Consider the following 22,894-nt stretch of genomic DNA (forward strand, 5'->3'; position numbering starts at 1 on the left):
GCCTCCGCCTGCCGGATGAGCGCATGCTGAAGCTTTGTCTCCGCATCGACATTGACGAGCCTAGCCTCCGCCGCTTCGACGTTGGCGACCGCTTGCGCAAGCCGTGCCCGGTAGTCGCGATCGTCGATCCGGAACAGGATGTCGCCCGCCTGGACGGCTTGGTTGTCCTTAATATCTACCGCCGTGACGTAACCCGCAACCTTCGGAGCGAGCGAGGTAACATCGCCGCGGACGTAAGCGTTGTCGGTCGACGCCTCGCCGCTCGAGCGAGCCTTGGCCCATCCAGCAGCCACAACCACCACGGCGCCGAGGCACAGCAGCAGGCCGATCATCTTTCTCTTGTTCTGCCGCGTCCCGACAGTTCCGGTCACGGAACCTCCGCCGGTGACGTGGGCAACCTTGTTCTCAAGCGAATCCATTTTCTCATGTCCTGTTGAAGGCGCAGCCCGGAACCGGGCCGCCGCCTGACGGGTCCGTGGGGAGCTTCAGTTCGCGGCTTGCTGCGCGAGCCAGTCCTCGAAACGGATCGCGCCGATGCGCGGGTTCTTGCCGGGGGTCAGCGATTTATCGTCCAGAACGGCGCCGAAGTAGCGCGCGTGGACGTCTGGCACGACCTTGCGCGTGTCCTGCGTTGCGCTGAGGAAACGCCGGACCACTTCGTCGAGCGGGATCGCCTCCGGACCGGCGACTTCGACCGTGCCGTTGACCGGCGGTGCGACGGCGACTTCGGCGAGCGCCGCCGCCACGTCTTCAGATGCGATCGGTTGGAACAGCGCCGGCGATAGGCGGATCTCCTCGCCGACGGCGGCCGACTCGGCAATGCCGCCGACAAATTCGAAGAACTGCGTGGCACGCAGGATGGTGTAGGGAATGCCGGACGCCTTGATGAGGTTTTCCTGCGCGACCTTCGCCCGGAAATAGCCGTTCTCGGGAAGCCTTTCGCTGCCAACAATGGACAGGGCAACGTGGTGGCGCACGCCGGCGGCAGCTTCGGCAGCCAGCAGGTTGCGGCCCGAGGTCTCAAAGAATTCGAGGACGGCCTTGTCTTCCCACACCGGCGCGTTCGCCACGTCGACGACAATCTCGGTGCCATCCATCGCTTCGGCCAACCCCTCGCGGGTGATGGTGTTCACACCCGTGTTGGGGGCGGCGGCCAGGACGTCATGGCCGCGCTCTCTGAGGTTCTTGACAAGTTTCGATCCGATGAGGCCGGTGCCTCCGATGACGACGATCTTCATGGCTTCTCTCCGCTTCTGTCGACCGCACCCATTGCCGTCGACTTGATGGAGAGTGCCTGCAAGCTTGCGGGAAGTCCTTGCGGCGTGCTTGAATTGACCTTGAGGGAAGCTTGGTTATTCGTCCAAGACGGATTGCCCGACGGGGATGGATTCTCTAACCAGGCGTTGCCGTGCTATCGAATGGACGGGAACATTCGCCGTTGCCCCGGCCATGAAGCCGACGGCACCCGGCCGAGGGACACGCGACGTGCAATTCGCATTTGGAGACTACGTGCTCGACCCCGAGCGCCGGGAACTCACCCTGCGCTCGCAAGTCGTGACCGTCGGACCGCAGGTTTTCGACCTGTTGCTCCATCTGATCATCAACCGTGACCGCGTCGTCAGCAAGGACGATCTGCTGCAGGCGGTATGGAGCGGCCGGATCGTCTCGGAATCGACGATCACCAGTCACATCAACGCGGTTCGCAAGGCCATCGGCGACAGTGGCGAAGAGCAGCGCCTGGTCCGAACAGTCGCCCGCAAGGGCTTCCGTTTCATTGGCGATATCATGATCGGCGAGATCGGGGACGCGCTACAGACCGGCGGCGCAGGAACTGTCGGACACGCCTCCACCGAATCGAGCGAGCCTCCCTCCGCGCTTGTCCTTCCGGACAAGCCCTCGATTACCGTCTTGCCCTTCCAGAACCTGAGCGGCGATCCGGAGCAGGAATATTTCGCCGATGGCGTGGTGGAGGATATCATTGCCGCCCTGTCGCGTATCCGCTGGCTGTTCGTCATCGCGCGCAATTCGAGTTTTACCTACAAGGGCAGGGCGGTGGACGTGAAGGACGTCGGCCAGGAGCTTGGCGTGCGCTACGTGCTGGAGGGTAGCGTGCGCAAGGCGGCAAACAGGGTGCGCATCACCGGCCAGCTCATCGACGCCACGACCGGAACGCATCTCTGGGCGGAGCGCTTCGAAGGCACGCTTGACGACATTTTCGAACTGCAGGACCGGATGGCCGAAAGCGTCGTCGGCGCGATATCACCGCAGCTCGAACGGGCGGAGATCGAGCGCGCCAAGCGCAAGCCGACGGAAAGCCTGGACGCCTACGACTATTATCTGCGTGGCATGGCGAAGCTGCACAGCGGAACAAGAGAAGCCATCGAGGCGGCGCTGCCTCTGTTTTACAAGGCTACCGAGCTCGACCCGGAATTCGCATCGGCCTTCGGCATGGCGGCCTGGTGCCATTTCTGGCGCAAGGTGAACGGCTGGATGGCCGACCGCCCGAGCGAGATCGCCGAGGGTGCGCGGCTGGCGCGGCTGGCGGTGGAGCTCGGCCGGGAGGATGCGGTGGCACTGACGAGAGGCGGGCATGCGCTCGCCCATCTGGTCGGCGACCTCGACAGCGGCATTGCGCTCATCGACAGGGCCGTGCTGCTCAACCCGAACCTCGCCCCCGCCTGGTTCCTCGGGGGCGCCCTGCGCGCGCTTCGCGGTGAAACAGACGCCGCGATCGAACACTTGGCGAATGCCGTTCGCCTGAGCCCGCTGGATCCGGAAATGTTCAGGATGCAGGTGGGGATGGCGCTGGCACATTTTTTTGCGGGGCGCTTCGATTTCGCCACGGCCTGGGCGGAAAAGGCGCTGGGAAACCTGCCCAGCTTGCTCCCGGCGGCCGCCCTGGCGGCGGCGAGCCACGCGCTTGCCGGACGGACGGACAAGGCGAAGCAAGCGATGCAGCACCTGCGCAGGCTCGATCCGTCGCTCCGCGTCTCCAATCTCAGGGACTGGCTCCCGATTCATCGCCCGGAAGATCTGGCGCGGTTCGCGGATGGATTGCGGCTGGCCGGGTTGCCCGAGTGACCGCGGCACGATGCCGTCCTCCACTTTTCTCGATTGGGTCGCAACGCCGCAACTACTGCACCAGCGGCCGCAGCGCGGCCTGCATCTCCCGGAGCATGGGCAGATAGCATTCCGCCAGATCGGAAGCGGCGACATGGGCGGCAGGCGCCCCGATATTGAGCGCCGCGACCACCTGTCCGCGCGCATTCATCAATGGAACGGCAATTGAACAAAGCCCGAGTTCGAGCTCCTGGTCGATGACCGCATAGCCCTGCTCGCGAACCCGGCGCAATTCCGCGATCAGTTCGTCCGGATCTGTCTTCGTCCGCGGCGTGTTGGCCTTGAGTTCAGTGCGGCTGAGGATCTCCCGCGCCTCAACTTCAGGAAGTGCGGCAAGCAGCACTCTTCCCATCGAAGCGCAGTAGGCGGGAAGCCGCGAACCGGGCATCAGGTTGATCGACATCACCCGGCGCTGCGAGGCGCGGGCCACATAGACGACCTCCGTGCCATCGAGCACCGAGGCCGAGGCGCTTTGCCCGGCCCTTTCCGAGAGCTGGTCGAGATAGGGCTGGACGATCGCCGGCAGCGGCGTCGCCGAGAGATAGGCGTGGCCGAGCCGCAGGATCTTCGGCGTCAGGGTGAAGAACTTGCCGTCATAATCGGCATAGCCGAGTTCCGCGAGCGTCAGCAGCGAGCGCCGCACGGTCGCACGGTCGAGGCTGGTGCGTTTCGATGCCTCGGCAATCGACAGTCGCGGCTGCGCCTCGCCGAAGGCTTCTATGACTTTCAAACCGCGTGCGAAGCCGCTGACGAAATCCGTATCCCGCATGATTCTCCCCCTCATCAACCTCGCTTTTACTTTGTGCGATATACGAACAAATGTCAAATATCGCACAAAATATTTGACGATCGACGGAAATGAGCGCTTATTCCCGGCAATCGCCGCTGCCGGACGCCTATCCGTTCGAGGCAAGACGCACCGCCAGGCGGCAAACAGAGGAGGAATTGGATGGCTCGCATAATGTCGCTCGCCGACGCGGTGGCGCAAAACGTCCGGGACGGCGACACAGTCGCCATGGAGGGCTTCACGCACCTCATCCCCTATGCTGCCGGTCACGAGGTGATCCGCCAGGGCAGGAAGGATCTGTTCTTGGTACGCATGACCCCGGACATCCTCTACGACCAGCTGATCGGCGTCGGCGCCGCCCGCGGCATGAAATTCTCCTGGGGCGGCAATCCCGGCGTCGGCTCGCTGCACCGCTTCCGCGATGCGGTCGAGAACCAATGGCCGCGGCCGCTCCAGATCGAGGAGCACTCACATGCGGCGATGGCCAACGCCTATGAGGCGGGCGCGGCGAACCTGCCTTTCGCCATGCTGCGCGGCTATATCGGCGCCGACCTGCCGAAGGTGAACTCCAACATCAAGAGCGTCACCTGCCCCTTCACAAACGAAGTACTCGCCGCCGTCCCGGCGATCCGTCCCGACGTGACGATCATTCACGCGCAGCGCGCCGACCGCAAAGGCAATGTGCTGCTCGAAGGCATCGTCGGCGTCCAGAAGGAGGCGGTGCTTGCGGCGAAGCACTCGATCGTCACTGTGGAAGAGATTGTCGAGGAGCTCTCGCCGCCCTCCCCCAATTCCGTGGTGCTGCCGACCTGGGCGGTGACCGCCGTCGCCCATGTACCCGGCGGCGCCTTCCCATCCTACGCGCATGGCTACTATCCGCGCTCCAACGCCTTCTACATCCGCTGGGACGAGATCGCCCGCGGCCGGGAGAGCTTCACCGCCTGGATCAAGGAGAACGTGCTCGACGCGAAGCCCGAGGATTTCGCCGAGCATGCCGCAAAGTCGGCCAAGGCCGCGTGAGGAGGAGACGATGACGGATTTCACGCCCACCGAAATGATGACCATCGCCGCGTCCCGCGAGCTTTCCAATAACGACGTCTGCTTCGTCGGTATCGGCGCGCCTTCGGCCGCCTGCAACGTCGCCCGGCTCACGCACGCGCCCGACATTACGCTCATCTACGAGAGCGGCACCGTCGGCACCAAGCCGGACGTCCTGCCGCTGTCGATCGGCGACGGCGAGCTTTGCGATACGGCGCTGTTCACCGTCTCGGTCCCGGAAATGTTCCGCTATTGGCTGCAGGGCGGCCGCATCACCACCGGTTTCCTCGGCGGTGCGCAGATCGACAAATTTGCCAACCTCAACACCACCGTCGTCGGCCCCTATGATCGTCCGAAGGTCCGCCTGCCGGGTGGCGGCGGCGCGCCGGAGATCGCCTCCAATTGCGGCCGCATCTTCATCACCATGGCACTTTCGAAGCGCGGTTTCGTCGAGAAACTGCCCTTCGTCACCTCCATGGGTCATGGCGAGGGCGGCGATCATCGCGAGAGGCTCGGCATGAAGACCAAAGGACCGACGCGCGTCATCACCGATCTCTGCATCCTCGAGCCCGACCCGGTGACGAAGGAAGTGACCGTCGTCTCGATCCATCCCGGCGTCGGCCGCGAACAAATCATCGAGAATTGCGGCTGGGCGATCAAATTCGCCGCGTCCGTCATTGAGACGCCTGCGCCGACCGAGACGGAGCTTTCGGTGCTGCGCGACATCAACGCCCGCACCAAGAAGGCCCATGAGGGTACCGGCACCGGCAAGGAGGCAGCCTGATGCGCGACGCTTACATCTGCGACTATATCCGCACGCCGATCGGCCGATTCGGCGGCGCGCTCGCCGCGGTGCGGGCCGACGACCTCGGCGCCGTCCCCTTGAAGGCGCTCGCCGAGCGCAATGGGTCGGTCGACTGGGAGGCAGTCGACGACGTGATCTTCGGCTGCGCCAATCAGGCGGGCGAGGACAACCGCAACGTTGCGCGCATGGCGGTGCTGCTTGCCGGGCTGCCGGTCACTGTTCCCGGCACGACGATCAACCGGCTTTGCGGCTCCGGCATGGATGCGGTGATCGCCGCTGGCCGCGCCGTCAAGGCCGGCGAAGCTGAGCTGATGATCGCCGGCGGCGTCGAATCAATGTCGCGGGCACCCTTCGTCCTGCCCAAGGCCGACAGCGCCTTCTCGCGGCACGCCGAAATCCACGACACGACGATCGGCTGGCGCTTCGTCAATCCGCTGATGAAGGCGCAATACGGCGTCGACTCGATGCCGGAGACCGGCGAGAACGTCGCCGAAGACTTCAAAGTTTCGCGCGAGGATCAGGACGCCTTCGCGGTACGCAGCCAGGCGAAGGCCGCGTCCGCGCAGGCAAACGGTCGTCTGGGCAAGGAGATCGTCGCCGTCACCATCCCGCAGAAGAAGGGCGAACCTATCGTCGTCGACCGCGACGAGCACCCGCGCGCCACGACGATCGAGGCGCTTGCCAAGCTGAGGGCGCCATTCCGCGCAGGCGGCAGCGTCACCGCCGGCAACGCCTCCGGCGTCAACGACGGGTCGGCGGCGCTAATCATCGCGTCGGAGGCGGCAGCAAGGAAACATGGACTGAAGCCGATCGCCCGCATCCTCGGCGGCGCCACCGCCGGCGTGCCGCCGCGCATTATGGGGATCGGCCCCCTGCCCGCCTCCAAAAAACTGATGGCGCGGCTCGGCATGACGCAGGACCAGTTCGATGTCATCGAACTCAACGAGGCTTTCGCCAGCCAGGGTCTGGCAGTGCTGCGCGAGCTCGGAATTGCCGACGACGATCCCCGCGTCAACCGCAATGGCGGCGCGATCGCGCTCGGCCATCCGCTTGGCATGTCCGGCGCCCGCATCACCGGCACCGCGGCGTTGGAGCTTGCCGAGACGGGCGGGCGCTATTCGCTCTCGACCATGTGCATCGGCGTCGGCCAGGGCATCGCCGTGGCACTGGAGCGGGTCTGACGCGGCCCGCTCGTTTTTGGCGACGGGCTGACTCGAGTGGCGGCTCCAATCGCCCCTCACCCTAGCCCTCTCCCCGCAAGCGGGGCGAGGAGACATTTGCGATCGCTTCGTCTTTCTTCAGCCGCACCGACTGGGGCGAGCGGGTACCGCGAGTCTGCTTCGCCCCCTTGCAGGGAGATGGTGGCCGGCAGGCCGGATGAGGGGGACCATTCAACTGCACATCGCGAGAACGCCTGCTAATGGGTGATCTGAAATCCGACAGGTGGGCGAACGGAGGAAGCGTCCTCACTCGCGACGCTGGCCACCGAAGCGCCCGGCGGCCCTTTCCAGAACTGGGCAAGCATCGTGTCGATGGCCGCATCCGGCCCGGAGATCAAAGCCGTCACCGAACCGTCGCTTTCGTTACGCACCCAGCCTGTTAATCCAAGCCGCTCCGCCTCGTCGCGCGTCCAGACGCGGAAGCACACGCCCTGCACCCTGCCGGTGATGCGGACCAAAGCCACCTTGCGCTCCTCCGTCATGGCCGCCTCCTCGTTCTTTCTTTGCGAATCTGGCGCAGAATGCCGCGAAGGCAAGCGCTGCGAGCTCGTCACCCGCCTACGACTCGCCCTATCGTTGTCGCAATTTTCCGTCATGTTTTTACCGGCCAGATAAATTTTTGTGTTTTTGCTCTTGCAATTGCTGCATTGCAACATTATTGTATGACTTATCGATAGAGCACTCCTCCTCCCGGCTCTATCGAGGGATCGGCAACCCTCCTCCTCCCAGTTGCTGATCAGGATCGAAGGCCCGGCGCACCTCCTCCCGCGCCGGGCCTTCTCTTTTTCCAGCCGAAATACAGTCCCGTATTCGCCCGAGAGACACGGATCGCCTATTGGCGGCTGCAGACGCTCGGTGGATCGCTCTGGTTTCGGAGGAAAGCCGGCGGTAATTTGGGAACGTTTCAGGAGTTAGGGCATCCAATCCGCGACAAGGAGCCGATCATGCCCGTTGCCGAAAATCACCGTTCGCTCAATCACCCGCGATCCGCGCCGGATATCGAAGGATTCCGCGCGATCATGCAGGCGCACAACCGCAAGCTCTACCGGATCGCTCGCAGCATCCTGCGCAACGACAGCGACGCGGAAGACGTGCTGCAGGAGGCCTATGTCCGCGCCTTCACGCGGTTTCAAGATTTTCGCGGCGACTCCACCGTCACGACCTGGCTCGCGCGCATCGTCATCAACGAGGCGCTCGGCCGCCTGCGAAAGCGGCGACGCCAGATGAGGCTCGTCGAGGATATGCGGCAGTCGCATCAGGCCGAGGTCATTGCCTTTCCCCTCAATTCGAACAGCAACGATCCGGAAAGAACGATGGCGCAACGGCAGATTCTCGATCTGGTCGAAAAGCTGACGGATCATCTTCCGGACACCTACCGGACGGTGTTTGTGCTGAGGGTGATCGAGGGGATCGGCAACGAGGAGACCGCCGCGTTGCTCGGTCTACGGCCGGAAACCGCCCGCACCAGACTGCATCGGGCCCGCCACCTCCTGAAAGAACAACTGGAACGGCAGATCGGCCCCGTCCTGCTCGACGCCTTCCCCTTTGCCGGTAAACGCTGCGAGCGTTTGACCGCAGCCGTCCTCGCCCGCATCTCGCATCAATTGGCCGAACCAAGCCGCAGATAAAACGGGAACGTTCCAAGCCGCGAAGCATCCAAAGCACGTCAACATAACGCTTTGATCTTCGAGGAAGGAACATCCCATGACCATCCGACTGACGACCGCGGCAACCGTCATTGCCCTGCTCTTTGGTGCCAATGGAGCGATCGGCGCCGACAAGCCGACGGATCCGCAGATTGCCCATATCGCCTACACGGCCGGCGTGCTCGACATCGAGGCGGCGAAACAGGCGATCGCCATGTCGAAGAACAAGGCCGTCGTCGAGTTCGCAGAGACCATGGTGCGCGACCACGACGCGGTGAACAAACAGGCCCTCGATCTCGTCAAGAAGCTCAACGTTACGCCCGAAGACAACGACACAAGCAAGGCTCTCTCTCAAGCCGCCGAAACGAAGCGCCAGGAACTGGCGAAGCTTTCCGCCGCGGAGTTCGACAAGGCCTATGTCGAGCACGAGGTCGCTTATCACAAGCAGGTCAATGGCGCGCTAGAAACCCTGCTGATCCCGGCCGCCCAGAACGGAGAACTAAAGGGTCTGCTCGAGACCGGGCTGAAGCTGTTCCAGGGCCATCAGCAACATGCGGAGCATGTCGCGACCGAATTGAAGTGAGCGCGGAAATGTTGCCAACGCGAGCAGCCATTCTCGCTCTCATGTTGGGAGCGGCCGCCGTCGCCGCTCCTTCGCAGGCCGAAACCATTGAGGTGACGATCGATCGCCTGGTTTACGCGCCCGCAGAAATCGAAGCCAAAGTGGGCGATGAGATCGAGTGGGTGAACAAGGATGCCCTCGTCCACACCGCCACCCTGAAAGGCGGTGCAGAAGTGCTGCTCCCGGCCAAGAAATCAGGCAGCCTTCTGCTGCAAGAGCCCGGCAGCTTCGATTATATCTGCCGCTATCATCCCAATATGAAAGGCCGCATCACCGTGCGGCCCTGACCTGCAACGGCCGGCGTTTCTGCCGGCCGTCCGCGATCCGGTTTTCAATGCACGCCGAGGAACTGCTTCAGTTCCGGCGTCTGCGGATTGGCAAAAACCTCATCTGGCGGACCGATTTCGTGGACGCGTCCCTGGTGCATGAAGACGACGCGCGAGCAGACGTCACGGGCGAACTTCATTTCATGCGTCACCATCAGGAGCGTCATGCCCTCGGCGGCAAGCTCGCGCACGACGGCCAGCACCTCCGCCACCAGCTCCGGATCGAGCGCCGAGGTGATCTCGTCGCAGAGCAGCGCGATCGGCTGCATGGCAAGCGCGCGGGCGATCGCCACGCGCTGCTGCTGGCCGCCGGAGAGTTCGTCCGGATAAGCGTCGAATTTTTGGCTGAGGCCGACGCGCTCCAGCATCTTGCGGGCCATCGCCTCCGCTTCCGGCTTCGGCGTCTTGCGAACGACCATCTGCGACAGCATGACATTGCCGCCGACCGTCAGATGCGGGAAGAGGTTGAACTGCTGGAAGATCATGCCGACCTTCAGCCTCAGCGCCTTCAAGTGCGCTTCATCGTCGAGAAGCTGTGCTCCGGCGACCGAAATCGCGCCATCGCTGATCGTTTCGAGCCCGTTGATGCAGCGCAACAGCGTCGACTTGCCCGAGCCGCTTTTGCCGATGATGGCGATCACCTCTCCGGGCTCGACATCGAGATTGATGCCCTTCAATACCTCGTTCGACCCAAAGCTCTTGCGGATGTCAGTGATTTCGATGAGCGACATTGAGCTTCCTTTCGAGAATCTGGCTACTCTTCGACAAGGGCCAGCAGAGCGCGAAATAGATAAGGGCCACGAGGCCGTAGACGGTAAAGGGCTGGAAGGTGGCGTTGGTGACGACGGTGCCGGCCTTTGACAGTTCGACGAAGCCGATGATCGAGGTGAGCGCCGTGCCCTTGATTACCTGCACGGAAAACCCGACGGTTGGCGGCACGGCAATCCGCATCGCCTGCGGCAGGATGACGTAACGCATCTGCTGCAGCCGCCCCATGCCGAGACTGGCCGACGCCTCCCACTGCCCCTTGGCGATCGCCTCGACGCAGCCGCGCCAGATCTCGCCCAGGAAGGCGGCACTCCACAGGATCAGCGCCAGGACCGCCGCAAGCCAGGCCGGCACGTCGATGCCGAAGAGGCCGAACCCGAAGAAGGCGATGAAAAGCTGCATCAGCAACGGCGTGCCCTGGAACAGCTCGATGTAGTATTTCGCTAGCGCCCGCAGCCATTTACGCCGGCTGATGCGTGAGAAAAGCAGGACGAGCCCGACGATGCCGCCGCCAATGAAGGAGACCAGCGACAGCGCGATCGTCCAGCGGGTGGCGAGCAAGAGGTTGCGCAGGATGTCCCAGATGGTGAACTCGATCATCGCGCCGACCTCCTCGGAAAGATCAGCCAACCGACCATCCCGAGCATTTGACGGAGCAGGATGGCAAGCAGAAGGTAGACGGCGGTCGAGATCATATAGGCCTCGAAGGCGCGGAAGGTCCGCGACTGGATGAAATTGGCGGCAAAGGTCAGGTCCTCGGCGGCGATCTGCGAGACGACGGCGGAACCAAGCATGACGATGACGACCTGCGAGGAGAGCGCCGGCCAGATTCGCTCAAGCGACGGGATGAGAACCACATGTCGGAAGGTTTCGAAGGGCGTCATGGCGAGGCTGGCGCCCGCCTCGAACTGGCCCCTCGGCGTCGCCTGGATGCCGGCGCGGATGATCTCCGAGCTATAGGCGCCGAGATTAACGATCATGGCGAGATTGGCCGCCTGGAGTTCGCTGAGCTGCACGCCGAGCGACGGCAGACCGAAGAAGATGAAGAAGAGCTGGATCAGGAACGGCGTGTTGCGGATCAGTTCCACATAGGTGGCGACCACCGGCCTCAGCCAGGCGGGGCCGAGCGCCCTCACCCAGGCGCAGACGATGCCGAGCGAGATGCCGGCCACCGCGCCGACGGCGATCAGTTGGATCGTAATGCCGATCCCCTTGACGATCTGCGGGTAGTATTCGAAGAGCCAGCCGAATTCGAATTGGTAATTCAAAGGCGCACCCCTGTTTGCAAAGCGAGATGGCGCCAGCCCTTGGGCGGAGTTGGCGCCTGCCTCGTGATCAGAGCTCGGCCGGCAGATCCGCGCCGAGCCATTTCTGCGCAATGGCGTTCAGGCTGCCGTCGGCCTTGGCGGCGGCGATGATGCCGTTGACCTTCTCGAGCAGCGCCGGCTGCTCCTTGGAAAGGCCGATATAGCAGGGCGAGTTCTTGATCAGGAACTTGAGCTCCGGGCGCTTCGGCGGGTTCTTGGCGAGGATCGCCGCTGCGACGACGTTGCCGGTCGCGACCGCTTCGACCTGACCCGAAAGGAAGGCCGAGATCGTGCCGTTATTGTCCTCATAGCGCTTGATGACCGTATCGGCCGGTGCGACCTTGGTCAGTTCCAGATCCTCGACGGCGCCGCGGGTAACGCCGACGGTCTTTCCGGCAAGCTCTTCCGGCTTCGTGGCCACGAAATCGGCCGGCGCGAAGACGCCGTTGTAGAAGGGCGCGTAGGCAGCGGTGAAGTCGATGACCTTTTCGCGATCCGGGTTCTTGCCGAGACTCGAAATGACGAGATCGACCTTGTTCGTCTGCAGATAGGGAATGCGGTTGGCGCTGGTGACCGGCACCAGCTCGACCTTCACCCCGAGCTTCTCGGCGATCAGATTGGCCATGTCGATATCATAGCCGGCCGGCGTCATGTCGGGACCAACGCTGCCGAAGGGCGGGAAGTCCTGCGGTACGGCGACGCGGATCGTGCCGCGGGCGGTGATGTCGCCGAGTGCATCGGCTTGCGCCACGGAGCCAAAGCCGACCGCAGCGGCCATTGCCGTCATCGCGATGAACAATCTTCTTGAAAGCATTGGGTCATTCTCCTCTGTTGATTTCATGGTTTGGATTTGCGGGGTGCATTCGAAGGCGCAATCGGCGTCTGCGGCGGAAGCGAGAGGGAGTGTCTGAGATCAGCAAGCGGATCGGGACGGCGGGTGAGATCCAGCCCCGTCTCCACCTCGTCCAGATGCTCGACGGAAAGTGCTGCTGCCTTGAGGAAATCCCCCTCCTCCATCGCCGCGACGATGCGGCAATGACCGAGATGCGACTGCATGGCATGGAAATCGGACTGATAGAGCAGAGAGATAAGAATGGTGCGCGCCGTCAGGTCGCGCAGGATCTCGACGAGGGTGGCGTTACCGGAGAGTTCGGCGATGCGGATATGGAAGTCGCCCATCAGGCACGTGAGGCGCTGCCGGTCGCCGGCGGCAATCGCCAGCTTTTCCTCGGCAAGATGTGCATGGAGCGTGTCGCGGCCGCTTTCGGTCAGTCGGTCCATGCTGCGCAACAGCCCCGCCTCGATGACACGGCGGGCCGCGTAGACCATCATCGCCTCTTCGGCCGAAGGCTCGACGACGAACCAGCCGCGCCGTGGGCTGACCTTGACGATGCCGCGCTGTTCGAGCCGCATCATCGCCTCCCGCACCCTAGTGCGTGACACGCTGAAGAGGCTGGCAACCTCGCTTTCGCCCAGCCGCGTGCCGGGCCGAATACGGGCGGACAGGATGCCGGAGACGATGGCTTCGTCGATGCCGGTCTGACCGTTCTGTTGTGGCGACAAATCTTGCATACAAGATTGGAAAGCAAGCGGCGTGCCAAGATTATACGGTGGTGTTTTTTCGGCGGCACGCTCCGCCCAATGCCGCCTGTTTAGGCGAGGAGCGGTCCGCCCATCAGCATCTGCTTATCTTTTCATCAAATGGACCAGCCCATAAAGCAGCAGGTTGCGCTATGCCGGAGGGGCTAGTCACCCTCCCACTGGCGCAGCACAACGACCTCCTCGGCCTTGCCGGGCCAGACATGCACCGCATAGTGATCATCCCCCTCAAGGCCGTTTTTGCTCAGCCTGCCAAGTCCGCTCGATACCACCATGGCACACAAGGGACCGGCGGGAACCGCAACAGGGCGGGCGTCCGGCAAATAGTCGTTCAGGCCCGCGATGACGATTTCGCCCGATGTGTAAAATCCGCCAATGACGACATGGTCCGCATCTTCGAGACCTATTTTCGGCTGGTGCTGGTGCAGTTCGACGATAAGTCGGACGCCGTGTTGCGTGCAGTCATAGCGATGAGGCTCTGTTCCCCCACGAGCAGTCGGGCGCCGAGGTCCCCCGCTGTCCAGTTCACAGCGAGATCCGAGCCGCTCAATGCATCCGCGACAAGGAACTGATGATAGTCAGCCAGCACGCTGTCATCGAAAAGGATCGTCATTGGGAAACCCCTTTGCTCAATCCATATCGCCTTCGTCGCTCTTCACTGCCTGGTCGCGGTTGCCATAGATGATCTCGCGCTTGCCGACATGGTTGGCCGGGCCGACGAGGCCGTCCTTCTCCATGCGTTCGACGAGCGAGGCGGCGCGGTTGTAGCCGATGCCGAGGCGGCGCTGGATGTAGGAGGTCGAGCATTTCTTGTCGCGCAGCACGACCTTGACCGCCTGCTCGTAGAGTTCGTTGCCGTCTTCGGCGGCAATCGCACTCTTGTCGAAGACGGCGCCTTGATCCTCTTCCGCCTCTTCTTCCTCTTCGTCCGCCGTCACGGTCTCCAGGTATTCGGGCCGGCCCTGTGTCTTCAGATGCGCCACCACATGCTCGACCTCGAGGTCAGAGACAAAGGGGCCGTGGACACGGGCGATGCGGCCGCCGCCGGCCATGTGCAGCATGTCGCCTTGGCCCAAGAGCTGTTCGGCGCCCTGCTCGCCGAGGATGGTGCGGCTGTCGATCTTCGAGGTCACCTGGAAGGAGATGCGGGTCGGGAAGTTCGCCTTGATCGTGCCGGTGATGACGTCGACCGACGGTCGCTGCGTCGCCATGATCAGGTGGATGCCGGCGGCGCGTGCCATCTGGGCGAGCCGCTGGATCGCCCCTTCGATCTCCTTGCCAGCGACCATCATCAGGTCGGCCATCTCGTCGACGATGACGACGATATAGGGCATCGGCGCCAGATCCATCTCCTGCTGCTCGAAGAGCGGTTCGCCGGTGCCCTTCTCGAAGCCGGTCTGCACCGTCGCCAGGATCGGCTCACCCTTTTCGCGGGCGGCGGCGGCGCGCTGGTTGTAACCGTCGATGTTGCGCACACCGAGCCGCGACATCTTGCGATAGCGGTCCTCCATCTCGCGCACCGCCCATTTGAGCGCCATCACCGCCTTCTTCGGATCGGTGACGACGGGCGTCAGAAGATGCGGAATGCCGTCATAGACGGAGAGCTCGAGCATTTTCGGGTCGACCATGATCAGCCGGCATTCCTCCGGCTTCAGCCGGTACAGCAGCGACAGGATCATCGTGTTGATCGCCACCGACTTGCCCGAGCCGGTGGTGCCGGCGACGAGTAGATGCGGCATCTTGGCAAGCTCGGCGATGACCGGCTCGCCGCCGATCGTCTTGCCGAGGCAGAGCGCCAGCTTGCAGCCGGTCCTCAGAAAGTCGTCGGATTCGATCAGTTCGCGGAAATAGACCGTCTCGCGCGTCGCATTCGGCAATTCGATGCCGATGACGTTGCGGCCGGGCACCACCGCGACGCGGGCCGAGAGCGCCGACATCGATCGGGCGATATCGTCGGCAAGGCCAATGACGCGCGAGGATTTGACGCCGGGTGCCGGCTCGAATTCGTAGAGCGTGACGACGGGCCCGGGGCGCACATGGATGATCTCGCCCTTGACGCCGAAATCCTCGAGCACGCTTTCGAGAAGGCCGGCATTCTGCTCGAGCTGCTCCTGGGTCATGAAGAAGCCTTGGCCCTGCGGCGGCTCCTGCAGCAGCTCCTTAGACGGAAACTCGTAAGCGTCGCCGACTTGATGGCGTTCGCTGGTGCCGATCGGCGGAAACGGCGAAGAGGAGCGCTGCACGACGGCCGGCATGGTGATCGCAGCCTTGGTGACCGGGACATCGGGGACCGGCACCTTCTCCTCGGCTTTGACAGCCTCGACCTGCGCCGGCGCAGGCGCTGGCAAGGGTGCGGTCGCCACGGCATCTATTTTCGGCGCGTTATCGACGCTCGCGGACGGAACAGGTGCGACCACGGCCGTTGCAGGCCGGCATTCGACCACGCGGAACATCGAGGTGATTGCCGTTGGCGGCAGCGGACGGATTTCCACCGACGGAGCGGCGGGCTTCGGCGCCGGCGCCATCTGCACCGGCACTTTCGCCGGTTGCTTCGCCGGCTCGGCGGCGATCCGAGGGACGGCCACCATCTCGAGCGGCATGAATTCGAAGAAAGCGTGATCGGAGAGGCAGGAAAGACGGGCATTTGCCCCGTTACGCACGACGATGTCGGAAGTGTCGGGTGCTGCCCCGACGTTGGCAGGGGTTATCTGGGCCACCTCCACCTCACTGACCGCAGACGCCAACGCCTCTTGCGTTGCGGCGGCCGCGGATTCCTCGTCCGTCGCCGCCTGCGCGGCGGTGCCCGTATCGCGCGCCTGCGCGGCACGCCAAGAGGGAAGCTGCTGCAACAGCACCCGCAGAAGTTCCGAGGGACTGTGTGCCGGCGCCTCGGATTCGGGCCCAGCGGGTGCCCCGTCGACGGCCGCCGTTTCAGCGACGACCTCTTCCTCCGCAATCTCGATCGCCACCGCCTCGGCCTCGCTTTCATCGGCCAACGGCGCCCGGCGCTTCATGAATTCGCGCTCGGGCGTGCGGGTAAAGCGGACATTCGGCGACAGGAAGAAATGGCTCTCCCAGCCGTCCCCGTCCGATTGGCCGGTGATCTCGGCAAGGGTTGGCAGCGGATCGTGGGTCGAGGCGGTGACCTGGGCTGGCGCGTAAGGCGATCCGTGACCGTAAAGGCGCGCGGCGCGCCCCGCATATCCCCCGTCGTCGCCCTGATGGCTGGTCGCCCGGCGTGGCGCTACCGGCGCCTCGAACAGGTGATCGTGCGCGGCCACCTGCGTCGCCTGGGCGTGCGTGCCGCCAGGCGCTCCCGGATGCGGATGCTCAAAATCATCCGCCTCATCTGCATCATGCAAAGCTGCTGTCGAGAAATTTGTCCGGGGAATACGCATGGCCTGAAACTCGAAATTCATCATCGAAAGGGCTGTCCCTAGCGAATAGGAAATGAAGGTTAACAACTCCCTTCCAGAGACTTCGTCGAATGGCCCCCACTGCCCGCCGCAGAGGATCACAGGCGTCGCTTCCCGGACGCTCGCTCGTGGATTCCCGGGGTTTCGACACGAAACTCCGCCGCAGAGGATCGCCGATCAATTTCTATTTCAGGTCAGGAAATTCTGCCGTCGACGGTAAGGCCGCCTGGGACCGGCCCAGGCTCGAACCTTGCCTGGTCAGGCCCATCGCGAACCGCTCAGGTGCTATTGAGTTTTCCATTCATCCCGTTCGGATAAAAGCCACCCTTGGTCGCACCCTCCTGATCGGTGAGATAGACGATGCGCAACACCTCTTGCGGCGTGCGGGTGAAGGCTATCGCATCCGGCGTCGAAGGGACGATGTTCGCCTTGCCCTCCACCTGGATGCCTTGGTCCTTGTCTTCCGATCCATCGATCTTGTCGCGCGCATCGGAGACCGCGTTCGCCGCCTTCCAGGCTTGCTCGCCCATTCTATAAAGCGTCGAACGGGCCATTCCCATGTGGTAGGCCTCAACCGCCAGAATTCCGGCGGCGGCGGCGAGATAGTCCTCGTTCTTCAGAACTGTCGCAGCGCCGGCATAGGCGGTGACGCCGACATCCTCGAACAGCATGCCGCCGAGCACGAAGTTCATCTCGTTGCCGAAGGGATCGAAGGTCTCGCCCAGCCCTGCCGCCTTTGCAACGGCCGCAAAGCCCGCATCAAAGTCGATGGTCGGCCGAGGCACGGCATCGGCGCCAAGCGTTTTGCGGTAGAACTTCACATGAGCAAGTTCGTTTTCCGCCACTTCGCTCATGAACTCGCCAATTGCCGGCGTTTCGAACGATACCTGCTTGCCGCCGGTTACGGCGCCGGCCTCCGCACCCGCATCGGCATCATCGATCCCTTTACCGGTCGTGCCGCGCAGGTAATACTCGGCTTCCATATATTCGAGGTTGAGCGCGAACTGCAGTATGTCCTCGTCCATCAGGTCAGTTGGTTCATCCGCGCGCGAGACACGTACGAGGCCCGCGGTCGAGGCGAGCGTCGCTCCGAGGCCCAACTGCAGCAGGCGACGGCGCGGAAGTAAAAGAGAAGGCATCATACGGATCATGGCTTCCTCCGAAGCCCGCCCGGCGTCAGTTTTGGCACCCTGGATCAGGCGGGCCAATCGGTGTCCAACATCATCAACGATGAAAAGTTCCGGCGCTCGTTGCACATAGCTGAATTGATCGCTTGACGGGCAACGAATACCGGACGGCCGCCGCGTCGTGACGTCCGCCCGATTACTTAGTATCGCCTTAGTCGCCCCCTAGGTGTTCCCTTGTGCGTCGCAACATAGCGCGCGGCAGTAACCTTTAGTTGCTCACAAGGACGCAGTGTACTGATGGCTGACTATGATCCCCGCAAAACTCGAATCGATTGTCTGGATGGGCTCCGCGGCCTGGCGTCCCTCTGGGTGATGATCGGCCATGCGCTGTTGCTGACGGGCTGGCGTCTGCCGGTTCTCTCGGAGCCTGATCTCGGCGTCGACCTCTTCATCATGCTGTCCGGCTTCCTGATGGTATTTCACTATCAGCTACGTGCCGGCAAGGAGCCGTGGGAACTGACCTCGACTTGGGTCACCTTCTGGGTTCGGCGTTTCCTGAGGATTGCGCCGCTTTATTATCTCCTCCTGGCAGTTGCCTTCATGCTCGGCGCCTGGCTGTTCGAATCGCGAATGGTCATCGACGCCTTCCTCGATCGGACGCCGCAATCACCGCAGCGTTATCTGGATAACGGACTGACGAACGGGCTGATGCATGTCAGCTTTCTTTTCGGTCTCTCTCCAGACTACGCATATAGGACTCCCCTGCCGGACTGGAGCATCGGGCTCGAAATGCAGTTCTATGCGGCCTTCCCCTTCATCATGCTTCTGCTTAAGAAGTTCGGCTGGCTGAAGGGCGCGCTGTTCACTGCCGTCCTTGCCGCCGTGATCGTGTCGGCGGCGAGCCTCTTGGGCGTTCACTTTCCAATGCCGGCGTTCCTGCCCCTGAAGATGCACATCTTCCTTTGCGGAATGCTTTTGGCGCTTGGTCTTCAGGCGGATGGATCGAAGGCTGTTCTCCACGGCGGGGCCGCCATGGCGCTCGCCCTTCTGCCGATCGGCGGTGACATGACGGCGACGAAGATGATGATGCGGGTCATGCTTGTCGGCGTTTTCTTCGCCCTGCTCTATCATCGCCTGGTCGGCGACGCGCTGGGTGTCGCCCTTCGTGCCGTCTCCTCATCTCTAGGCAACAGGTTCTTCCACTGGCTCGGGGAACTGTCATTCGGGGCCTATCTCTGGCACCTCATCTTTCTGCAGCCGATTGCCGCCTATTTCATCGGCACGTTCCGCGACACGATCTCACCGCCGGCGCGCTTCGCCGCGGTGACTGTCCTTCTGGTGCCTTTGGTTTACACGGCTGCCTGGATGACATTCGTCGCGGTCGAGAAACCGGGTCAAAAGCTCGCCAAGCGCTTGGTCAACAGACGGAAACCTCAGCCGGTCAGGGCATGAGCGTCTGAACCTAGCCGTCCGACGATCTCGGGGGTGAAGTCGACGGGATTGGCCGTTTTCACTTGAGGTCGAGAGACCAGGTCTGTCCCACAAGGTCATGACCGAAGGAGTGGTGCGGCGTTTCGTCGATCAATTTGAAACCGGCCCGCTCGTAAAGGCGGCGGGCCGCGACAAGAACGCTGTTCGTCCACAGCACGAGCCGCTCGTACCCGACTGCGCGAGCACGCTCGATGCAGGCGTTGACGAGCATCGCTCCGACGCCCGCCCCACGCGTATCCGGCTCGACGTAAAGCAGGCGGAGCTTGCCCATTCCCGGCTTGTCCCCGCGCACCAGGAAAATCGAACCGACGATACGGCCGTCGATCTCGGCAATCCAAGCCGCCTCATGGGTCTTGTCGAATGACTGGACGAAATCGGCGAGGATGCGCGCGACCAGAGCTTCATAGTCACGAGTCCAGCCATACTCCTCGGCATAGAGTATCGCTTGGCGATGGATGATCCAGCCAAGGTCGCCGGGCTTCAGATCGCGCAACACGATCCCCGAGATTGGACTGTCTTCGAACACCTGCCCGATAGTCCTGGTGGCCGAAAGCAGGCTCGAACGCTTACTCGGCGGCAGCGTGTCGAGCAGCGTGCCGATTGCGTCACGCGTGTTCGCTTCGAGCGCGGCGAACGCATTACGTCCGGCGCTTGTCAGCGAAAGCGGCCGACCACGACCGCCTAGCGGGTGCTCACAGGTCTCGATCAATCCTTTCTCGGCGAACCGCTTCAGCGTCCGGCTGAGCTGCGCCCGGTCGAGGTCGAGCGCCCGCGTGATCTCGGCGGCCGTGGGGTCTGTTCGGTGAGCGAGTTCATAGAGAATGCGCGCTTCGGTCAGCGTGAAGGGGCTTTTGTCGAGGTGAGCGTTCAGCAGGCCGAGGCGGCGCGTGTAGAGCCGATTAAAGGCGCGCAGCGCCGCAACGTCCTGATCATGATTGGGAACTGACATGGGGCTACATCTCATGTTGACTGAGTCAACAATACATCACGTTGACGGAGTCAACAATACGTGGTCCGATCGCCGTAACCTGCTTCCGACCACCGCCAAGAAAGGCACCCGACATGAGCGACAACCCTGCACTTCAGAGCGGCCTAGCCCTCATCGGCCGCCTGCTTCTCGCCGCCATTTTCCTCTCGTCCGGCTTCGAAAAACTAGCCGATCCCTCCGGAACGATCGGCTATATCGCGGCGGCCAACCTGCCCCTGCCTTCGGTAGCCTATGTTGTCGCCCTTGTGGTGGAACTCGGCGGAGGCATCCTTCTCGTCCTCGGCTATCAGGCGCGGTTGGCGGCACTCGTCCTTGCGGTCTTCACCCTAGCGTCGGCTCTCGGCTTCCATACCAATTTCGCCGACCAGAACCAGATGATCCATTTCATGAAGAACCTCGCGATGACCGGCGGATTCCTGCAGATCGTCGCCTTCGGCGCGGGCGCCTTCAGCCTGGACGGACGCGCCGGTCGCGCCTGAGCCAGAAATCACGTCAGAAATCAAAAATTCTCCGGCGTGATCGTTAGAAACCGCACCGGCTCGGGGCTCACCTCGACGTCGATCAGCCCAAGCGACCGCAATGTCAGGTCGATTGAGCGCCGCGCCTGGATCTCCGGCGCCTGGTCGAGGACGATCGACATGACGCCGTCGCGGAGAGCGCCACGCGACTGTTCGGAAAGTTCGTGACCGACCCATAAGATCCTGCGCGAGGCATGCTCCTTCAGCACCGCGGCGACAGAGCGGTTGTCACCGCCGGCGGTGTAGAGCCCGACGATCTCCGGGTCGTCGCGGAGCGCCCCACGCAGCAGTTCCATCGAATTCAGGTCGTCGTCATAGTCGAACATCACCTGCTGGAAGCAGTGATCGCCGTCACGGTCGGCGAGATAGGAGGAGAAGCCGCGGATGCGTTCCTTGTGGTTCTCGTAGGCGCCGCTGTGGCAGAGCGCCACGAAGGAACCTGACCGGCCGACGAGCATCCTCGACATGTAATAAGCGGCCGTCCGCCCCGCAGCATAATTGTCGATCCCGACATAGGGGAGTTCCGGCGCCGGTCGTGTCATGATTTGCACCACCGGCGTGCCGTGGCTCGCGGCCGTCCTCAGGCTTTTCACGACGTCCGGATGGTCGGGAGCCACGACGATCAGCGCAGAACGGCGAACCGCCGGATTGACGATGTAGTGGGCGAAGTCGACCGGATCGTTCTCGCGGGCGAAGGTGCGGTGAACGGTGATGCTTTTGTCGAGCAGGGCTGCGATCCGCTCGAAGGCCTGGTTCATGCGCGAGTAGAAGCTCGTCTCGGGCCGGACCAGGATGACCTCGATCCTGATTAGCCCGCGATGCGTTTCCGGCATACTATGCCGGTAGTCCAGCTTCCGGACTGCTAGGAACACCCTTTCGACCGTTTCCGGACGAACCCCGCCGCGACCGTTGACGACGCGCTCGACCGTCGCGGTGCCGACGCCGGCCTCCAGTGCCACATCCTTCAAGGTCACCTTGGTCACCGCGGTCCTTCGTGAGATCGCCTCGTCGACTCGGCCTCTGGACGACGCCAAATGATCAAATTTGATCAAGGAAGCTTTAGGGCAAACTGGCGCCCGGCGCTAGTCTCGTGACTGTTCGGGAGGAACAAAGGATCGAGACCGATCTGGAACCGAGAAGGACGATCCGGATGCTCTGGCGCGCCGGATTTGGAGGAGCACCGATGAAGATCGCACTCGACCCCTATATGCATCGTCACCTCGGCTTGCATGATCTGTGCCGCAAGGCGGCGGAGCTCGGCTATGACCATATCGAACTGTCGCCGCGCGACGACTTCCTGCCCTGGTGGGTGCGGCCGCGCGCCCACAAGGAGCGGATCGCCGAATTCAAGTCGGCGCTGAAGGACCACGGTGTCAAGCTCGCATCTATCCTGCCTATGTATCGCTGGGCGAGCCCGCATGAGGACGAGCGCCAGGCGGCTGTGCGCTACTGGAAGGAAGCGATTGAGGTCGCCGTCGAGATGGGCTGCGACACGATGAATTCCGAATTCGGCCGCGGCCCGTCGCCCGACCGTAGCCATCGCTCCAACTGCTGCGGCGGCATGCACACGCACGAGCACAGCGAGGCGGCCTGGTGGCGCTCGATGGAGGAGCTCGTGCCGGTGTTCGAGAAAGAGGGCGTGACGCTCAACATGGAGCCGCACCCGGAAGACTGGTGCGAGACGCTGCATCCGGCGATCGACATGCTGAAGACGATCGGCTCGAAAAACGTCAAGTTCCTCTATTGCGCCCCGCATACCTTCTATTTCGGCGACGACATGTCAAAGATGATCCGCGATGCCGGTCCGCTGATCGCCCATGTGCATGTAGCCGACACCTATAACCACAAGGCCTCTTCCGGCCTGCGCTACATCGTCAATCCGCCCGGCGCCAAGGTGACGATCCACCAGCACATGGACATGTACCAGGGCGAGATCAACTGGGATGTCTTCTTCTCCTCACTCGCCGAGGTCGGCTTCGACGGCATCGTCACGGCCTGCGTCTTCGGCTGGGAGGAGCGTGCCGATGCTTCCGGCCGCTTCATGCGGGCCGAGATCCAGAAATACGTGGACAAATACTGGCCAGCCAAGCGCGGCTAGCCACTGCAGACCATCATT

24 protein-coding genes are annotated in these 22,894 nt (G+C 63.0%); 10 read left to right on the plus strand and 14 right to left on the minus strand.

Translation table 11 applies throughout. The features are described from left to right. Nucleotides 1–419 (minus strand): biotin/lipoyl-binding protein (locus tag CO676_RS28890; protein ID WP_144340217.1); only part of this gene is annotated, 419 nt, incomplete at its 3' end. 66 nt (nucleotides 420–485) lie between these two features. After that, a complete protein-coding gene (locus CO676_RS28895; protein WP_014762374.1) occupies nucleotides 486–1,238 on the minus strand; it encodes an SDR family oxidoreductase in 753 nt (250 codons plus the stop codon). 247 nt (nucleotides 1,239–1,485) lie between these two features. On the opposite strand from CO676_RS28895, the gene CO676_RS28900 reads away from it, so the two are divergent. Next, nucleotides 1,486–3,081 carry a winged helix-turn-helix domain-containing tetratricopeptide repeat protein gene (locus tag CO676_RS28900; RefSeq protein WP_097523652.1) on the plus strand — a complete coding sequence of 532 codons (1,596 nt, stop codon included), beginning with the start codon at nucleotides 1,486–1,488 and terminating at the stop codon, nucleotides 3,079–3,081. Nucleotides 3,082–3,133: 52 nt separating this feature from the next. Here CO676_RS28900 and CO676_RS28905 read toward each other — a convergent pair whose 3' ends face one another. Continuing rightward, the gene (locus CO676_RS28905; RefSeq protein ID WP_097523626.1) at nucleotides 3,134–3,889 is read right to left on the minus strand and encodes an IclR family transcriptional regulator; all 756 of its coding nucleotides are present in this window, start codon (nucleotides 3,887–3,889) and stop codon (nucleotides 3,134–3,136) included. 180 nt (nucleotides 3,890–4,069) lie between these two features. Between CO676_RS28905 and CO676_RS28910 the strand changes: the two genes are divergently transcribed. From CO676_RS28910 to pcaF, 3 genes are read left to right on the plus strand one after another with little or no spacing between them, the layout of a single operon-like run. Continuing rightward, nucleotides 4,070–4,927 (plus strand): CoA transferase subunit A, encoded by an 858-nt coding sequence (locus CO676_RS28910; RefSeq protein WP_097523627.1) that lies wholly within the window; start codon nucleotides 4,070–4,072, stop codon nucleotides 4,925–4,927. A 10-nt stretch (nucleotides 4,928–4,937) separates the two neighbouring features. Next, complete coding sequence (locus CO676_RS28915; RefSeq protein WP_097523628.1) at nucleotides 4,938–5,729, plus strand: CoA-transferase subunit beta; 792 nt, start codon at nucleotides 4,938–4,940, stop codon at nucleotides 5,727–5,729. Then, on the plus strand, nucleotides 5,729–6,931 hold the full coding sequence (pcaF, locus tag CO676_RS28920) for a 3-oxoadipyl-CoA thiolase (protein ID WP_097523629.1): 1,203 nt from the start codon (nucleotides 5,729–5,731) through the stop codon (nucleotides 6,929–6,931). Before CO676_RS28915 ends, pcaF begins: the two co-directional genes overlap by 1 nt. Before the next feature lie 236 nt (nucleotides 6,932–7,167). Here pcaF and CO676_RS28925 read toward each other — a convergent pair whose 3' ends face one another. After that, complete coding sequence (locus CO676_RS28925; protein ID WP_041415024.1) at nucleotides 7,168–7,452, minus strand: acylphosphatase; 285 nt, start codon at nucleotides 7,450–7,452, stop codon at nucleotides 7,168–7,170. A 462-nt stretch (nucleotides 7,453–7,914) separates the two neighbouring features. Here CO676_RS28925 and CO676_RS28930 point away from each other — a divergent pair, with 462 nt between their 5' ends. The 3 genes from CO676_RS28930 to CO676_RS28940 all read left to right on the plus strand — a co-directional run bounded on the left by CO676_RS28930 (nucleotide 7,915) and on the right by CO676_RS28940 (nucleotide 9,525). Beyond that, complete coding sequence (locus tag CO676_RS28930; RefSeq protein ID WP_014762381.1) at nucleotides 7,915–8,598, plus strand: RNA polymerase sigma factor; 684 nt, start codon at nucleotides 7,915–7,917, stop codon at nucleotides 8,596–8,598. A gap of 76 nt (nucleotides 8,599–8,674) precedes the next feature. Then, nucleotides 8,675–9,199 carry a DUF4142 domain-containing protein gene (locus CO676_RS28935; RefSeq protein ID WP_014762382.1) on the plus strand — a complete coding sequence of 175 codons (525 nt, stop codon included), beginning with the start codon at nucleotides 8,675–8,677 and terminating at the stop codon, nucleotides 9,197–9,199. Nucleotides 9,200–9,207: 8 nt separating this feature from the next. Then, entirely contained in the window at nucleotides 9,208–9,525 is a 318-nt protein-coding gene (locus tag CO676_RS28940) for a cupredoxin family copper-binding protein (protein WP_014762383.1), read from the plus strand. A 44-nt stretch (nucleotides 9,526–9,569) separates the two neighbouring features. Here CO676_RS28940 and CO676_RS28945 read toward each other — a convergent pair whose 3' ends face one another. From CO676_RS28945 to CO676_RS28980, 8 genes are all read right to left on the minus strand, one after another. After that, nucleotides 9,570–10,295: an amino acid ABC transporter ATP-binding protein gene (locus CO676_RS28945; RefSeq protein WP_097523630.1), complete on the minus strand. Its 726-nt coding sequence runs from the start codon at nucleotides 10,293–10,295 to the stop codon at nucleotides 9,570–9,572. Further along, nucleotides 10,273–10,932: an amino acid ABC transporter permease gene (locus CO676_RS28950; RefSeq protein WP_097523631.1), complete on the minus strand. Its 660-nt coding sequence runs from the start codon at nucleotides 10,930–10,932 to the stop codon at nucleotides 10,273–10,275. The genes CO676_RS28945 and CO676_RS28950 overlap by 23 nt, the downstream gene beginning before the upstream one ends. Continuing rightward, nucleotides 10,929–11,600: an amino acid ABC transporter permease gene (locus CO676_RS28955; RefSeq protein WP_014762386.1), complete on the minus strand. Its 672-nt coding sequence runs from the start codon at nucleotides 11,598–11,600 to the stop codon at nucleotides 10,929–10,931. Before CO676_RS28955 ends, CO676_RS28950 begins: the two co-directional genes overlap by 4 nt. Before the next feature lie 67 nt (nucleotides 11,601–11,667). Continuing rightward, nucleotides 11,668–12,453: a transporter substrate-binding domain-containing protein gene (locus tag CO676_RS28960; protein WP_014762387.1), complete on the minus strand. Its 786-nt coding sequence runs from the start codon at nucleotides 12,451–12,453 to the stop codon at nucleotides 11,668–11,670. A gap of 23 nt (nucleotides 12,454–12,476) precedes the next feature. Next, complete coding sequence (locus CO676_RS28965) at nucleotides 12,477–13,211, minus strand: GntR family transcriptional regulator (protein WP_014762388.1); 735 nt, start codon at nucleotides 13,209–13,211, stop codon at nucleotides 12,477–12,479. Between the two features lie 430 nt (nucleotides 13,212–13,641). Then, nucleotides 13,642–13,851: a hypothetical protein gene (locus CO676_RS34850; RefSeq protein ID WP_014762390.1), complete on the minus strand. Its 210-nt coding sequence runs from the start codon at nucleotides 13,849–13,851 to the stop codon at nucleotides 13,642–13,644. A 16-nt stretch (nucleotides 13,852–13,867) separates the two neighbouring features. Continuing rightward, nucleotides 13,868–16,636, minus strand: coding sequence for a DNA translocase FtsK (locus CO676_RS28975; protein WP_179875690.1), 2,769 nt, complete (start codon nucleotides 16,634–16,636; stop codon nucleotides 13,868–13,870). Nucleotides 16,637–16,932: 296 nt separating this feature from the next. Continuing rightward, nucleotides 16,933–17,805, minus strand: a complete 873-nt coding sequence (locus tag CO676_RS28980) for a ferritin-like domain-containing protein (RefSeq protein ID WP_097523632.1) — start codon at nucleotides 17,803–17,805, stop codon at nucleotides 16,933–16,935. A 273-nt stretch (nucleotides 17,806–18,078) separates the two neighbouring features. On the opposite strand from CO676_RS28980, the gene CO676_RS28985 reads away from it, so the two are divergent. Next, nucleotides 18,079–19,233, plus strand: a complete 1,155-nt coding sequence (locus CO676_RS28985) for an acyltransferase (protein WP_097523633.1) — start codon at nucleotides 18,079–18,081, stop codon at nucleotides 19,231–19,233. Between the two features lie 58 nt (nucleotides 19,234–19,291). Here the strand turns inward: CO676_RS28985 and CO676_RS28990 are convergent, their stop codons facing one another. Continuing rightward, a complete protein-coding gene (locus tag CO676_RS28990) occupies nucleotides 19,292–20,221 on the minus strand; it encodes a helix-turn-helix domain-containing GNAT family N-acetyltransferase (protein WP_041413994.1) in 930 nt (309 codons plus the stop codon). Between the two features lie 113 nt (nucleotides 20,222–20,334). Here CO676_RS28990 and CO676_RS28995 point away from each other — a divergent pair, with 113 nt between their 5' ends. After that, on the plus strand, nucleotides 20,335–20,739 hold the full coding sequence (locus tag CO676_RS28995) for a DoxX family protein (protein WP_014762395.1): 405 nt from the start codon (nucleotides 20,335–20,337) through the stop codon (nucleotides 20,737–20,739). A gap of 20 nt (nucleotides 20,740–20,759) precedes the next feature. Here CO676_RS28995 and CO676_RS29000 read toward each other — a convergent pair whose 3' ends face one another. Further along, on the minus strand, nucleotides 20,760–21,761 hold the full coding sequence (locus CO676_RS29000) for a LacI family DNA-binding transcriptional regulator (RefSeq protein ID WP_097523654.1): 1,002 nt from the start codon (nucleotides 21,759–21,761) through the stop codon (nucleotides 20,760–20,762). Between the two features lie 200 nt (nucleotides 21,762–21,961). Between CO676_RS29000 and CO676_RS29005 the strand changes: the two genes are divergently transcribed. Then, nucleotides 21,962–22,876, plus strand: coding sequence for a sugar phosphate isomerase/epimerase (locus CO676_RS29005; RefSeq protein ID WP_014762397.1), 915 nt, complete (start codon nucleotides 21,962–21,964; stop codon nucleotides 22,874–22,876). Nucleotides 22,877–22,894: the final 18 nt, after the last annotated feature.

The organism is Sinorhizobium sp. BJ1, from assembly GCF_002531555.1.
Lineage (GTDB): Bacteria > Pseudomonadota > Alphaproteobacteria > Rhizobiales > Rhizobiaceae > Sinorhizobium > Sinorhizobium fredii_B.